Below are 13,995 nucleotides of genomic sequence, written 5' to 3'. Positions count from 1 at the left end.
GCCCGAAGCAGAGGACGCCGCACAGCAGCCAGGATCGCTCTCGAAACATGCCAAAGCCTCTCTAGTCAGCTCAAAAAGCGAAGCGTAGCGCGGCGGAGAAGGTGCGCCCTTCGTAGTAGACGCGGTCGACAAACTGCGGTGTGCCGTAATAACCGTGCTGGGGCATGTTCAGCAGGTTGGTGCCGTCTATCGTGATCGACGTTCCAGGCATGATCTTGTATCCGACCGAAAAGTCGAGACGCTCGATTGGATAGTAATATTGGTCATATGGCCGGCTTGCCGTGTTGTAGGCGAGCAGGAACTTGCTACGCTTGGCATAGGCGATACGGATACGTAGCCGGCTATCGTCGTAGAAGGCCGCTGCGTTGAAGCTCGTCTTTGACACACCGGCGATCGGGCCCTCCGTCCCAACGTTGGTCTTCGTCGTCGGCAGGACCTGATGGCTGTCCGCGTAGGTGAAGTTCGCCGACACGCCGAAATTGCGAAGGATGCCGGGCGCAAAATCGAAGAACGTGCTCCCGCTGATCTCTACCCCCTTCACCGTTCCTTTTCCGGCATTGATGGGCTGAGTGACGTCAACCGCGCCCAGCGCCCCCTCCAGATCCTGCCTTTCCTGCGTGCTGACGATGAAGCCATCGATGTCTCGCTTGAAGCCAGCCACGCTCAGCGCACCCGCCCGACCGAAATACCATTCCAACGAGGCATCCCAGTTCTGCGACCGCACCGGCTGAAGGTCGGGATTTCCCTTTGTGGCAAATCCCACATAGGCGTCGCCGTTCTTCGCTTCGGTCAGCGTGGTGCTAGGATTGAGCTGGGAGAAGTCGGGGCGCGAGAACGTCTTGGTCCAGGTCAGCCGCATCTGCACGTTGTCCGCGAAATGCGCCACCGCGCTCGCCGACGGATCGAAATCCAAATAGTTCTGTCGGCTGTGGATCGGTTCGTAGACGATGGGGTTCGCGGGCGCGGGATTTAGCCGCGTGGTCCGACCCCGTGTGCCGTCGATCGCCAGTTGAGTGTTGACGATGCGTGCGCCGATCACGCCATCGACGGGGATGCTCGCCAGCGACAGGTTATACTTGAACTGGCCATAGGCGGCGTAGCTGGTTTCCTTCCCGTCAAAGGTCTGGATGGGATTGATCGCCGGGTTCTGCGTGGCGAAAAGCGGGAAAGACGTCGTCAGGTAGCGGTTCAGCGCTTCGGTGGTGGTGCTGCGACCAAGCAGGCTACCGTCATAACCGATCCAGCTGGAGGGCACGTCCGCATTGTCTCCGCCGAACCCGGAGGCGACTAGCTTAAGCGCATCGCCGCCGGGGATCGCCGACAGCGGCAGCCGAGCCGCTGCCGTGGTCGGGAACGCCGCCGTCCGCGAACCCGAGCGAAAATGCGCGGAGCGATCTGCATAGCGAAAGCCGGCTTTGATGTTGCTGAAGAAGCCCGCATCGGGGGTCAGTTCGAGGTCAGTCCGCCATTGCAGGCCGCCGCCCTTGTTGCGGGTAACTCCGTCGGCATAGGACGCCAGATAGAAATTCGCCGGATCTTCCAGATCGACGCCGAGGTATTGATAGGCGAGCCCACCATATTGCGCATCGCTCTGGAAGTCTGCGCGAACCCTTGGTGCCGTCCTGAAGGCAAGCTGCACGTTCTGAGCATAGGTGTCGTTCACGGACGTCGTGTACACCGCGCGCGTGCTAAGCTTCGCGATGCCGGTGCGCCAGGCGGCGCCAATATCGACCTGCGTCGTTTTGATATCGAGCTTGGTATGTGATGAGTAAGGGCCGCGCGCATTCGACGGCGTGAAGGTCGCGCTTTTCACGATGTTCGTGTCAGGCACCAACACGACGTCCGAAAGCACCGTCTGGGCCATGAGCGATGTCGCGAGGTAGTTGTCGGTATATTCGTTCTTGTCGATGACATGCGTGACACGGGCATCGACATCGAAATTCGGCGCCGGCCGCCACTGCGCCGCTGCTGTAAGAACCGGGCGCCGGTAATTGCCCTCATTGTGCCGGATGAGCATCCCCACCGGGATAATGAGCCCCTTGGCCAGCCCTGCCGGAGAGGCAGGGGCAACAGTGGTCGCGGTGGGACTCAGGTTCTGCCGATAGGATTCGAGATAATCACGGCGCATGTAAGACGCATTCACAAGCACACCGAGTTCGCCGATGCCGGTGTCCCAACGGCCGTTCAGCAGCACATCGCCGTTGTAGTAGAATTTGTGGTCCTGGTCCTCGGTGGTGCCACGCAACGTGCCGGCGACGGTGAGGCCGCGTTTGTAGTCCAGCGGGCGACGAAAGTTGATGTTCACCGCGCCGCCAAGGCCGCCCTCGATGAGATCCGGGGTCAGTGCCTTGTACACCTCGGCGGACGCGATCAAGCTGGCGGGATAGCTGTTGAGCAGGCTCTGCCGGGAGGTGCCGTAATAGGCTTCCTGACCATTCACGGTGGTCAACACCTGCGACAATCCGCGCACGGTGAAGCCTTGCGCCTCACCGCGAAACCGCAAAACCTGCACGCCGGGCAGGCGGGCGAGCGCTTCCGTTGCGCTATTATCCGGCAGCTGGTTTAGATCCTCGGCCGCCACGGCGTCTACGACGGCGTCGGAGTTGCGTTTGATCTCGCGCGCCGTCTGAAGGCTGGCGCGCAGGCCTGTGACGACGATGTCGTCTCCGGCTCCGGTTTGCGCCTCACTCGACGTCCGCGACGTCGTCTGCGAGGCCGCTGGCTTCGGTGCTGCAGGACGCGTTACCTGGCGCAGGACGATCTGGCCTCCGCTTTCCGAGGCGATCGCAAGGCCAGTGCCCGCGATCAAGCGGCGGACTGCGGTGCCGGCGTCCATGCGACCGCGCACCATGTTGCTGCGGACGCCGCCCATGCCGTCGGCTGGTGCGATGATCTGCAGGCCGGACTGCCGGCCGAACGCCGCGATGGCGGAAGGCAGCGGCCCCGCCGGAATGTTGAACGACACCTGCTGCGCGCTGGCCGACGCAGGCGACAGAAGAGCGGCCGCGGCAACGCCGCAGCCCAGCAACAACTTGGCATTCATGATCTTCGACCCCCGGAACGCACGGCGCCCCGCGCCGCATTCACCACCTAGATGCAGTTCGGTCGAAGTTCCTCTATCACCCTACGAGATTTTTTCGCCGGGCAACGGCGCGCGCAATTGGACAGCGCCATCTTCCTGTGAGGCCGTAAGCCCGAGGCCGAGCGCTACGGCGCGCGCGAAGCCAAGGGGGTCGCTGGTGGAATAGACGCCAGCTACTCGCCGAGAGGCTACCGCCGGGTCGGCAATCATGATGCGCTGGTCGGAATAGCGTGCGAACTCGGCCGCGGCCTCGCCGAGCGTCATCCCAGTCAGATCGAGCCGACCATCACGCCACGCCATCGATCGCTCGAGTTCCTGATCGGGAATCTGACGTGCTGCAAGCGGTCGACCGGCCTCGGAGAGCGCGTATTCGCCCCGCCGCAGGCGCAAGGACGGCTGCGCTCCTCGCGTCACCTCGACAATACCTTCACGTACCGAAACGGCCACGCCGCCTTGTTCGTGTAAGCGCACGTTGAAGCTTGTGCCGACGGCACGGACACGAGTGTCACCAGCATAGACAACGAACGGGCGCGCCGGATCCTTTGCAACATCGAAGAGTGCTTCGCCGCGCACAAGGTTTACTCGCCGAAGCTCGGCGCTGAGTAGCGGTTCGATCGCGGAGTCGGTATTCAGCGTGACAGCCGATCCCTCCGCCAGCGGCACGCGACGGATGTCTCCCTTGATCGTCGCAAGACGCGCTGGGTGTGGGAGCAGGCGGAGACCGAAGACGCCCGCGACGATTGACGCTGCCAGTGCCCCGCCAGCGGCAGCTAGCATTCGGCGGCGACCCATGGACGCCAGCAGCGGGACACGCGCGGGCTGGTAGTGCGCACCCAGCGCGGCGGTACGGTCCAGATACGCGTTGGCCGCCATCGCCCGGGCGAAGGCTCCGGCTCGGCGCGTGTCTTGGGCCACCCAAGCGTTGAGTTCAGCTTCTTCCTGGTCGTTCAGTGATCCACGATCGACGCGCGCCGCCCAGACCAGAGCAGCCTGCTCAATGGATTGCGCGCTCTCGCGATTGGTGTCGAGCATGGCGGTCGTTCTTCTGTTCACGCGCAGTAGATGCATCAACGGCTCGTTTTCCGCCACGCCCAATCGCGTGAGTAAGGATGCCAAGAGCCTTGATGACGTGCTTCTCTACCGTACTTTCGGATAAACCCAGGGTTTGTGCGACGTCCCGCTGTGACAAGCCCTGGATCTTGCGGAGCAGGAAAACCTCGCGACACCTGCTGGGTAGTGTCGAGATCACAGCTTCGACCCGCCCCAACTCCTGCCGATCGGCCGCGATCTGCTCGGGGTCCGGATCGTTCGACGGAATCTGCAGGGCGTCGGCATCGGCCAGCGCATCGAGCGAGACCATGCGGGAGCGGCGTAGAGCCTGCAGCACGGCGGATTTCGCTACCTGAAAGAAATAGGTCCGCGGCGTGCAGATATGATCGACCCGATCGAGGCCCGCGAGGATCGCGTAGCTTTCCTGTATGACATCATCGATGTCGAGCACATGGGTCAGCGCCCGCCGCGATAACCAAGCGCGAACCGCCGCCTCATGCGGAAAGATATGCTGGCCCAACCAAATGGCCCGATGGCGAGAAACCGGCTTCATGCAAGGCGGCCTAGCCGCGCTTCATGACAATCTTCGTACAGCAGCGCCTTTCCCCTAGGCGTATTGTGAAAGTGGCGTCGCTTAGACGGTTTGCCATCCGCGCCCGAACGGGGCTGTGCAATTTGAGGTCAAGCTCTTTGCCCGCCGGCCGCAGCACCGTCGCCCGTACAGCTAACCGATGCGCCGGCTCCCTCAGACCAAACACACCGCTGATCTCCTATTTGGTTAGAGGGGCAAGTTGATCAGTTTACAGTCGATTTGTTCCGTCAAGGACCCGTCTATGTTCGCCTTGCGGCGCCGGCGCGGGACCGAAATTACCACCGATCGCCGTCCAGACTAACCAGATCTGGTTAGTCTGGCAGTACCCCACTAAGCTACCCGCGACGTGCCATCCCTGATTTGCCAGTGTTACAAAGACCTGCACGAGGGACTTACTCGTGCAGGTCTTTGTTTGAACATCTCAGGCGTTTGCGCTGCTGGTTTTAAACGCTGCGAGATTGGCGTTCAGCCCGTTGGGGAAGAACGCTCCCATCGAGGCCCCCGCCGTTTTTGCCGCAGTGTTGAGATAGACGATGTTGAGCACCTGCGAAACGCTGCGGCTGTACGCGATCGCGTTGCTGTCGGCCGGAACCAGATTCGCCGAACCGTCGGCATTCGTGATCCCCTGATCGTCATCAGCAGCTGATACGGTTGCCGTGGCTGGCGTATTGGCTGGGCTGACGGCGGTGCCATCGACACTGTCCCGGGCATCCGAAATCTTGTTGGCGTTCGTGATAAGCACCGGTGCCGCGATACCCTTATTGTATAGGACGGTGCGAACCAGGCCGGCATGGTATGCCTCGGCCGCAAGGATACCCGCCGCCGCCTCAAGATACGTCTTACTGGTGATTAGCGGGGCCGCGCCCTTGTAGGCCGATACGCCGACATCCTCGAAAATGAACGCGCCAAGTAGGAACGCTTCTGGTGAAGAATACGGATTAAAAGCTCCTGCCGTCTGGTCGATCCCCGCAGCCGTGGCGAGCGCACCAAACACCGCAGGGCTGATGTTGATGTTGGGCATAGCAACTGCGGCAGAGCCGATCGCCTGGCGCAAGAACGTAACGTGTGCGGCCTCGTCCGCTGCGATCTCGCGGGCGTACGCAGCAACAAGAGCGTCACCCGAAAAGTTGACCGCTGCTCCGCCCGTGACCGTGCCACCAGCGCTCGTACCGGCGCCATTTGCCGTCATCGAAGCCGGCAGCCCCGCACCGCTGACCGCATAGACGTAGTATTGCGCCTCGAGATATTCGAGATTCAGCGCGAAGTTCAGGATGTCGAGATCTAGGTTCGCAGCGCTTGGCGTCGGAGAGGGGGAGGCAGTTGGTGTAGGTGTAGGAGTCGGAGCTGGATTGTTATTGTCATCGCTGCCGCATGCGGACAGCATGGCCAAGCCACCGATCGCAGCGGTACCGCCGCCAGCGATTTTGATGAAGCGGCGGCGCTCTTCGCGTCGCTTCTCAACGGCGGCGAAGATGTCGATGGCGTTGTTTTGATCGATCATGTGAAGATCCCTTGAATGCGGTGATGAACTGATTGGGGAAAGAAGGCGTCAACGCGCCTCAAGCATTCGCCTTGAATGTTCCATTCACACCGTTGGGGAAAAACAGGCCGGACGGCGTCGTCGTGTTGCCATAGACGATATTGAGCACTTGCCCGGTCGAGCGGCTAAAGGCCAAGCCGTTGGAGTTGAGCGGCACGATGTTTGAGCCAACACCGTAGGCACCCGCAATGTTCGCCACGCCCTGGTCGTCGTCCGGGCCAATTCCCTTGACCAGATCAGCTGTCGGACTGCCATCTAGTGTGTCGCGTAAGTTCGAAATCGCCTCGGTCGCTTCAATCAGCATCTTGGCCGGGGCGGCGATACCCTTTGAATATAGCGACGTGCGCACGATCGAGGCGTGATACGCCTCGACTGCCAGGATGCCAGCGGCGGCCTCGAGATAAACCTTGCTGGTCAACAGCGGGGCGGCGCCTTTGTAGGCGGTGACCCCAACGTCTTCGAAAATAAACGCGCCAAGCAGGAAATTCTCCGGTGACAAATAGGGATTGAACGGTGCTGCAGCGGTGGCGATGCCGGCAGCAACGGCGGCCTTGTTAAAGGCAGCGGGGCTGACGTCGATGTTAGGCATCGGCACGCGAGCGCCGTTCAACTGCGCACGCAGAAAACGAACATGCGCTAGTTCGTCCGCCGCGATTTCCTTGGCGTAGGACGCGACGACCGCGTCGCCGCTAAAGTCGACCTTTTGACCTGCGACTACAGTACCGCCGGCCACGAGCGTGCCAGCGGTCAGGTAGCCGTCAGTATCGGCAGCGGCGAGGCCCGATCCATTCAGCGCGAACAGATAGAACTGTGCTTCAAGGTATTCGAGGTTCAGCGCAAAATTCAGGACATCAGCATCGGTAATGGTCTGCGCAACGGCCGGCCCGGCGAGCGTCACTGCCGCCACACCTGCGCCAGCCACTGCTGCGGCGCCTAACGCGGCCTTGAAGAAGTCACGGCGCTCGTTGCGTCGCTCGACACGATTGTCGAAGGCCTCGATTACATGCTGGTCCGTATCGGTCATGCCCGTCTCCCTTTTGCGCGACGGATCATCGATATCGGCGCACCCTGAGCCGTCGCACCAGGGGCATCTGCATTCTCCGGCCCTTGAGTTTCGAAGCAAAATGATTGGAAACTGAGAGGCTTTCATAGATACGTTCAGAAAACGCATTAGTTGCGCGAAAATGCACACGAAAAAGTGTTATGATCGGTTCTGCGTGGCGCTTTCCACCACGATCGAGTCATGCATCGGGCAGCCGTTGAACTGCCCGCGGAGATCGGCCGACATCTCGTATTCCTGACGTCGCGCTCGGTTCACGGAGCCGAGCGGCTGATGCGCGGCCAGCCCATGCCATGCACTAAAGTACGTTTGATCGTCGACCTCTCCGGCAAGGTCGGTGCCCATCGACAGTCGGGGTTGGGTTCCGTCCTCGCGCCTTGCGCCGTGTCAGATCAGCCGATCCAAATGGAACCGCGGCTTAAATCGGTTAATACGTGTGCAACCTTTTCCAGACTGCGCCGTATCTCAACATGTCATCGCGCCTGCGAAGTGCGGCTGTGAGAGGCAGGGAGTAGACATGAAGAAGATAGCACTTGGGATGGCGGCTGCGATGGTCGTGGCTACCTCACCAGCATACGCAGCACCGCTGCTGTTCAACTTTTCCGGTCCTTCGGGCACGGCGATCTTCCAACTCGACTCGAACCCGACGCCCGACTTTTCGCAGACATTCATTGGATCGGATCAATTCTCGTTCAGTAACGTCGCCGGTACATTCGCCGGAATTGCTGGAACGGCGTCGACGGTCAGCTTTGGCAATGGTATCTTTTCGAGCCTGAGCATTGCCGCTACCAACCTAGGCTTCACGCAGTTCAATTCTCCGACGTTGTTTACGGGCTCACCCAGCAATCCGATCTTCTTGACCGGCTCTTTTACGCTGGTCAATCCGTTCTTCGGTGATGGAACGCTGACCATTTCCCCGGCCGCTGTCGCCGGTGCGGTCCCCGAACCAGCCACATGGGCGATGATGCTCGTGGGCTTTGGCGGGATCGGCTTTTCCATGCGTCGTCGATTGAAGGTCCGTACGACGGTTTCTTACACATGACGCGCTTGAGGTTGTTCGCTTGATGCACCTTGCGAACACTACGAAAGGTCGCCAGCTGACGCTGGCGGCTTCTTCGTTCACCTGAATGCCGATTACGCAACTTCCTCCTAGGGCTCAAACCGGCTTTATCAGAGAAAATGCAGCTCTCGTCGGAGATGGTGGGTAGCCGTTGCTAAGCGACCGGCAATGACCAGTTTAATGGTTAAGTGCTCGTTAGCTGTGGCCCGAGCTTCGGGCACAGACAGGTGTGCTACTGTCCAACTGCTTCTCATTCGTCATGACGCTACATATCGAGCAGCTAGCCCGCGACCTGCACGTACAAAGGCCTCGTTGCTCTACAACATGGCGCGGTCGCGAAATCAGGGCCGAGACGTTGGCGCGGTGTAACCGGACCTCTAATCTCGCGCGACGTTCCCGGCGCAATAGCCGGAAGCCTCAAGACGACCCGCCCGGCGAGTCCGCGCGCCGAACGGGTCGCCCCTGTTCGGCAGCGGGGCTACTTGGGGGAGACCTTCGCTGCCGCCCTGAGTGGAGCACGCAGTGAACCTGAAATCAACAGCGGCAGTGGTCGCTCCATTGAGTGCGGCCCGCGCGCCGACTAAGGGTAAAGGGCTTTGTCAAAGCAAATGCACCAATCGTTAGGCGGGGCGGGGTAGCGCCATCGGCATGCCCCGAGCACGCGAGCCTGCCAGCCCATTTCGTTACTTCAACTCATCGCCCGAGGGGATCCGCCTGGTGGTGATGATGTACGTGCGGTTCCCGCTATCGCTGCGCAACGTGGAGGATCTGCTGTTCGAGCGCCGGATCGACATCTGCCACGAAACGGTGCGGATGTGGTGGAACAGATTCGGGCCGATGTTCGCGGGCGACATCCGCCGGCAGCGTATCTCGCGCATGCGCGGCTTCCGTCACTGGCGTTGGCATCTCGACGAGATGTACGTGAAGCTGAACGGCGAGATGGTCTACCTCTGGCGAGCGGTCGATCACGAGGGCGAGATCCTGGAGAGCTACATCACCAGGACCCGCGACAAGGACGCGGCGCTCCGCTTCATGAAGAAGGCGCTGAAGAGGCATGGTAGCCCTGAGGCGATCACTACCGACGGTCTACGTTCCTATGGTGCTGCGACGAAAGAGCTCGGCAACACCGAGAAGCAGGAGGTCGGACGCTGGGCTCACTACAGGGTGGAGAACAGCCACCTGCCGTTCCGACGACGAGAGCGAGCAATGCTAAGATTCAGACGAATGAAGACGCTAGAGAAATTCGCCAGCGTCCAAGCTAACGTTCACAACGGCACTGTCAAACCACATGCACCGCTGATTTCCTATTTGGTTAGAGCCGCAAGTTAATCAGCCTTGGTGTTGATTTGTTCCGCCAAAGGGCCGCCCATGTTCTCACCGTCGGACCGGCTCGGAATCGAGATTACGGTCGGTCGCCGCCCAAACGAACCAGATTCTGGTTAGTCTGACGGTACCCTGATCAATGTTAGTAAGATAATCGGTGGGCCTTGATGTGGAGAAATAGGCTTCGTTGGTGTTAGCTGATAACTCTGAAGAATGCCTCTGTTCTACTTCGACTTGGACGAGTGTGGGTCACTGACGTGCGATCGTGAAGGTCGTGTCTTTTCCGATCTTGAGGCCGCCAAGGGGGCGGCTATCGCGGACGCGCGGTCGATAATGCGGGAGGATATCGCTGAAGGAGCGCTCTGCGTCTCGTGCCATATCAACATTTCGAACGCGGATGGAACTCAAATTGCGCGGGTGCCGTTTTGCGAAGCAGTAGAAATTTTCGGCCTGCCGGTTGGGTCGTACGGATAGTCGGAAGTGCCGAAATGGGTGCTTGAGCAACGATGACGGCGACTAGCTCAACCTGCAGGGAAGATCTCGATCTCAGCGTTTGCCCTGACGACGGCTACTTTGGTCCCGTCGCTCCGCTCGACTGTCACTACAGCCCGCGGATCCGGCCGGCTTAAAGCGAGTTCCTCCATAAGGACTTCATCGGCCGACTTGCCAGCTTCGTGCATCGCCGTGGCGTCATCTGCCAGTTCACGATCGCCCACGTTACCGCTGGTGCCGGAGTTGCTTTCCAGGTGGAAGTGGTAACGGGGCATAGTTATCGCCATTACGTAATTTATCTGAGTAAGGTGAACCACCTGCTGCGGTCCCGTCAGACTAACCAGAATCTGGTTAGTCTGACGGCGACAGGTCGTAATCTCGGCTCCCAGCCGGCCCCACGGCGAGAACATAGCCGGACCTTTCGCTGAACAAATTTGACAGTGATGCTGATCATTTTGCCGCCTTAACCAAATAGGAAATCAGCGGTGCATTTGGTTTGACAGAGCCTCCCCGAGCGGTGCAGATCGTGGACAGATCCTGGTCAGGGCGGAATCCGTGATCAGAACATGTCGTTATCGTTCTCCGCTTGCGCCGGCACTATCTGAAGGACGTCCCAATGCTCGACGATCCTGCCATCGTCATCAAGCCGGAATATATCCATCCCGGCATAATCTGAAGCGTTTGGCCAGTGCTGAAAGCAGTGAAGAACAACGAGATTGTCCTCAGCAATAGCTCGCTTGATATCAACACGCTTGCCGGGATATTCCCGTGCCATTCGTTCGAAATACTCGACAAACGCATCTTTACCCGTCGCAACACCGGGATTGTGCTGAATGTAGTCGGCACCGGCGTAGAGCTCCAACGCTTCTCGCGGCTGGCAGGCGTTGAACATCATCTCGTAAAACGCGACAACGGTCTTCTTGTTTTTCTCCAGATTTTGCAGGTTCGCCTCCCTTAGAAGTATCAAACAAGTCTCCGAACGTGCACGCTACGCCGATCCCCAATCAATCTAGTATGGGCTCACCGAGCTATCGCGCGATCAATCCGCTGGCCAGACGGATAAAGGCATCGATGGCCCTTTGCGCGACTGTTGCTGGCTCGTCGGACGCGGCAATCCACATCGCGGCGTCGAGGACTGCTCCGTCAAGCAGGCGGGCGGCCGCCTCCGCGTCCACCGGAGCGATTTCACCGGCGTCCACCAGTTGCTCTATCCTCTCGATCGTGCCGGCGAGGCACGCATTCTGACTAGGCCAGTGCATGGGCGCCCCTAGCACCGCCGGACCGTCGCGGAGGACGATCCGCTGAAACTCCGGCTCCAGAGCGAGCTTGATGTAGGCCACCCCCTCGTCAAGCAGCGCCTGCCGCTTGTCAGTCGAGCCCTTGAGCGCCTCTCGCAACCGTGAAGCCATTTCCGTATCGATCTGCTCGACGACGGCTTCCATCAAGCCCCGCTTACTGCCGAAATGATGGTAGAGCGCGCCGCGGGTCAGGCCGACCTCGGCGGTCAGCTGATCCATGGACGCGGCATGGTAGCCGTCCCGCGCGAACGCCTTGCGTGCTGCCGCTATCAGCTTTCGCCGGGTCTGCTCGATCGTTTCCGCGCGTTTCACGCCACCTACATAGTCAATTCTATCTCTATTGACATACGGGACGTATCACTTATTTAGCATACGCGTCGTATGTCTCTGTCAGCAGGTGGCGGGTTTCACAAATGGAGATTTTTCATGGCCCAGCACACCGCCATCTTTCCTCCCGGTCGGCATGACCTCTACACTTCGCAGACCTACTCGGCCGCGATTCGATCCGGCGACCTATTGTTCGTGTCCGGTCATGTCGGCAGCCGCAGCGACGGATCGCCCGAACCCGACTTCGAAGCTCAAGTCCGTTTGGCTTTCGCCAATCTTAAGGCGACACTGGCGGCCGGTGGATGCGGGTTCCACGACGTCGTCGACGTGACGACCTTCCATATCGATCCCGAGACTCAGTTTCCCTTCGTCATGACCGTCAAGGCGGAGACGTTCTTGGACGAGCCATACCCGAACTGGACGGCGGTCGGCGTGAACTGGCTCGCCGGCTTCGACTTCGAGATCAAGGTCATCGCGCGCATCCCGACAGCGAGCTGAACTTCACTCGCAGCAACGTCACGTCGGGGTGATGTCTATCCACCGAACGCGAGAGGAAATCTGGTGATGGCCGGGCAAGTTGCTGAGGGCGAACCGGAAGTCCAGTCCTGGCGCCCCGGCTGGCCGGAGTTGACGGCCGGCTTGGCGGTTACGGCGATCGTCGGCTTCGGGCTCGGATCGCAGATCCAGCGTCTGGGGCTTGGGGCGATGGCATACGGTCTTGTTCTCGCGGCTTGGTCGGGGCTAGCGTGCCTCGCCGGCTTCGCGGGCGCCTGGCTAATTCGGAAGGCTCCCTTGGCTTCATTCGGCGTGCAGGCGACATCGCGGCGATGGCTGCTTATCGGGTTCGGCGCCGGCGTCGCCACCTTCGCGGCCAAGGGGGTCGTCGTCCTCGGCTTCACCGCGCTGACGGGCATTGGCGACAGCCCACAGGGAGTCTATGCGGCGGGCGGCAGTGGCGGAGCGCTGTCGCTGGTGACCGCCACGTTCCTAATCGGCATCATCGTTCCCATCGGTGAGGAGCTCCTGTTCAGGGGCGTCGTGACAACTGTTCTCCTTCGCTACGGCGCTGTCGTGGGCGTGGTAGGCGGCGCCCTTCTATTCGCATTGCTGCATGGAATAAGCATCGTCTTCCCTGTGGCGGTGTTGCAGGGGCTGGTGGCAGGGGAACTATATCGCCGCTCCGGATCGCTCTGGCCTCCCATCGTTGTGCACATGATGTGCAATCTGCCGACAGTCCCGGTGCTGGTTCTCACAGCCGCTTCCTGACGCCGGGTCGCAGTAGAAAATCTAGAGCAATGGCAGAGCGACCCCGCGCCCAAGCCATGTTCGCGTAACTTCCCAATGCTTTTTTTGCGCGCCTGATTTCGCGGCATTGCATCCGGGAGCGTCTCTCGTCGCTACGGACGACCCCACAGTTGAAAGAGGAAAGCTAATATGATCACGGACCGTTTCGATCGCATGCGTCCAGCTCTGATCTCGCTGGGCCTGCTCGCCATATTTGCTTCCGGCGCTGTGGTGAGCCCGGCGAGCGCTCAAAGCAAAAAGCACCACAAGGACGCGCGCACCTGCGAGAGTTTTGGAGCGAGTTACGGCACGCCCGCTTTTAGCAATTGCATGCTAGACCAGCAGCGCCGACGCGACATCAAGGAGCGGGACACGCTGGAGAAGATGGCGCTGACCTCGCAACTCGCCAAGGACGGTCAAATTATGGCTGATCGAGCCCGCAGGCAGCGCTGCGACCGAAATCCGGCGCGGCGCGAATGCCGTCGCTGAAGACGAGCCGGTGGCTTGCGACTAATCCCACGACGGCCTTCAACGATATCGTCAAGGAGCATCTTGTCGCAGCAAACGTCCATCTTGTGGAGGCCGGTGCGCCTGAGGAAAATACCCGATTGTCGGTGGTGACGCATTTTGATTTTCTGGGGTCAGGGAAACTAACATCCGGAAATCGTGAAGGTGATCCCCGGTTCCTAGCGCGGCCCACGGTAGCCTCCTTGGTCGCGATACGAGCCGAGACACATTTTGCAGATGTTATGACGATCCGGTTCGAGCGAAGCAGCGGCGGCCAGCGCGTCGCTGAACGAACGATAGCCCGTCCAGCTTCCATGTTTTCCGCCGCTACGCTCTGGCTGGCTATGTCAGAGCAAATGCACCGATCGTTTGGCTAGGCC

General features: G+C 60.3%; 15 protein-coding genes. 6 read left to right on the top strand and 9 right to left on the bottom strand.

The features are described 5' to 3' along the window. Positions 1 to 70: 70 nt before the first annotated feature. The 6 genes from NV382_RS09440 to NV382_RS09415 form a co-directional block, all read right to left on the bottom strand. Complete coding sequence (locus tag NV382_RS09440) at positions 71 to 3,043, bottom strand: TonB-dependent receptor (protein WP_260600234.1); 2,973 nt, start codon at positions 3,041 to 3,043, stop codon at positions 71 to 73. Positions 3,044 to 3,124: 81 nt separating this feature from the next. Next, the gene (locus tag NV382_RS09435) at positions 3,125 to 4,114 is read right to left on the bottom strand and encodes a FecR family protein (protein WP_260600233.1); all 990 of its coding nucleotides are present in this window, start codon (positions 4,112 to 4,114) and stop codon (positions 3,125 to 3,127) included. Next, positions 4,077 to 4,685 carry an RNA polymerase sigma factor gene (locus NV382_RS09430; RefSeq protein WP_260600232.1) on the bottom strand — a complete coding sequence of 203 codons (609 nt, stop codon included), beginning with the start codon at positions 4,683 to 4,685 and terminating at the stop codon, positions 4,077 to 4,079. Before NV382_RS09430 ends, NV382_RS09435 begins: the two co-directional genes overlap by 38 nt. 460 nt (positions 4,686 to 5,145) lie before the next feature. Continuing rightward, positions 5,146 to 6,225 carry a ferritin-like domain-containing protein gene (locus NV382_RS09425; protein ID WP_260600231.1) on the bottom strand — a complete coding sequence of 360 codons (1,080 nt, stop codon included), beginning with the start codon at positions 6,223 to 6,225 and terminating at the stop codon, positions 5,146 to 5,148. Between the two features lie 58 nt (positions 6,226 to 6,283). After that, a complete protein-coding gene (locus tag NV382_RS09420) occupies positions 6,284 to 7,288 on the bottom strand; it encodes a ferritin-like domain-containing protein (RefSeq protein WP_260600230.1) in 1,005 nt (334 codons plus the stop codon). A 177-nt stretch (positions 7,289 to 7,465) separates the two neighbouring features. Further along, the gene (locus NV382_RS09415) at positions 7,466 to 7,669 is read right to left on the bottom strand and encodes a hypothetical protein (protein ID WP_260600229.1); all 204 of its coding nucleotides are present in this window, start codon (positions 7,667 to 7,669) and stop codon (positions 7,466 to 7,468) included. 172 nt (positions 7,670 to 7,841) lie between these two features. On the opposite strand from NV382_RS09415, the gene NV382_RS09410 reads away from it, so the two are divergent. From NV382_RS09410 to NV382_RS19685, 3 genes are all read left to right on the top strand, one after another. Further along, positions 7,842 to 8,366 (top strand): PEPxxWA-CTERM sorting domain-containing protein, encoded by a 525-nt coding sequence (locus tag NV382_RS09410; protein WP_260600228.1) that lies wholly within the window; start codon positions 7,842 to 7,844, stop codon positions 8,364 to 8,366. A gap of 666 nt (positions 8,367 to 9,032) precedes the next feature. Continuing rightward, on the top strand, positions 9,033 to 9,713 hold the full coding sequence (locus tag NV382_RS09405) for an IS6 family transposase (RefSeq protein WP_260600227.1): 681 nt from the start codon (positions 9,033 to 9,035) through the stop codon (positions 9,711 to 9,713). Between the two features lie 207 nt (positions 9,714 to 9,920). Then, the gene (locus NV382_RS19685) at positions 9,921 to 10,181 is read left to right on the top strand and encodes a DUF6894 family protein (RefSeq protein WP_418066783.1); all 261 of its coding nucleotides are present in this window, start codon (positions 9,921 to 9,923) and stop codon (positions 10,179 to 10,181) included. 47 nt (positions 10,182 to 10,228) lie between these two features. Here the strand turns inward: NV382_RS19685 and NV382_RS09400 are convergent, their stop codons facing one another. The 3 genes from NV382_RS09400 to NV382_RS09390 all read right to left on the bottom strand — a co-directional run bounded on the left by NV382_RS09400 (position 10,229) and on the right by NV382_RS09390 (position 11,809). Continuing rightward, positions 10,229 to 10,474, bottom strand: a complete 246-nt coding sequence (locus tag NV382_RS09400) for a DUF6894 family protein (protein WP_260600226.1) — start codon at positions 10,472 to 10,474, stop codon at positions 10,229 to 10,231. 284 nt (positions 10,475 to 10,758) lie between these two features. Then, the gene (locus tag NV382_RS09395) at positions 10,759 to 11,166 is read right to left on the bottom strand and encodes a nuclear transport factor 2 family protein (RefSeq protein WP_260600225.1); all 408 of its coding nucleotides are present in this window, start codon (positions 11,164 to 11,166) and stop codon (positions 10,759 to 10,761) included. Between the two features lie 61 nt (positions 11,167 to 11,227). Continuing rightward, positions 11,228 to 11,809, bottom strand: a complete 582-nt coding sequence (locus tag NV382_RS09390) for a TetR/AcrR family transcriptional regulator (RefSeq protein WP_260600224.1) — start codon at positions 11,807 to 11,809, stop codon at positions 11,228 to 11,230. Positions 11,810 to 11,923: 114 nt separating this feature from the next. On the opposite strand from NV382_RS09390, the gene NV382_RS09385 reads away from it, so the two are divergent. The 3 genes from NV382_RS09385 to NV382_RS09375 all read left to right on the top strand — a co-directional run bounded on the left by NV382_RS09385 (position 11,924) and on the right by NV382_RS09375 (position 13,597). Further along, positions 11,924 to 12,322, top strand: coding sequence for a RidA family protein (locus NV382_RS09385; RefSeq protein ID WP_260600223.1), 399 nt, complete (start codon positions 11,924 to 11,926; stop codon positions 12,320 to 12,322). Between the two features lie 66 nt (positions 12,323 to 12,388). Continuing rightward, positions 12,389 to 13,090 (top strand): CPBP family intramembrane glutamic endopeptidase, encoded by a 702-nt coding sequence (locus tag NV382_RS09380; protein WP_260600222.1) that lies wholly within the window; start codon positions 12,389 to 12,391, stop codon positions 13,088 to 13,090. A 168-nt stretch (positions 13,091 to 13,258) separates the two neighbouring features. Continuing rightward, complete coding sequence (locus NV382_RS09375) at positions 13,259 to 13,597, top strand: hypothetical protein (protein ID WP_260600221.1); 339 nt, start codon at positions 13,259 to 13,261, stop codon at positions 13,595 to 13,597. Positions 13,598 to 13,995 lie beyond the last annotated feature (398 nt).

The sequence above is a fragment of the Sphingomonas endolithica genome (assembly GCF_025231525.1).
In the GTDB taxonomy this organism is placed as follows: Bacteria; Pseudomonadota; Alphaproteobacteria; order Sphingomonadales; family Sphingomonadaceae; genus Sphingomonas; species Sphingomonas endolithica.
Note: the sequence above shows the minus strand (reverse complement) of the source record. Positions and strands in the feature narration are given on the sequence as shown.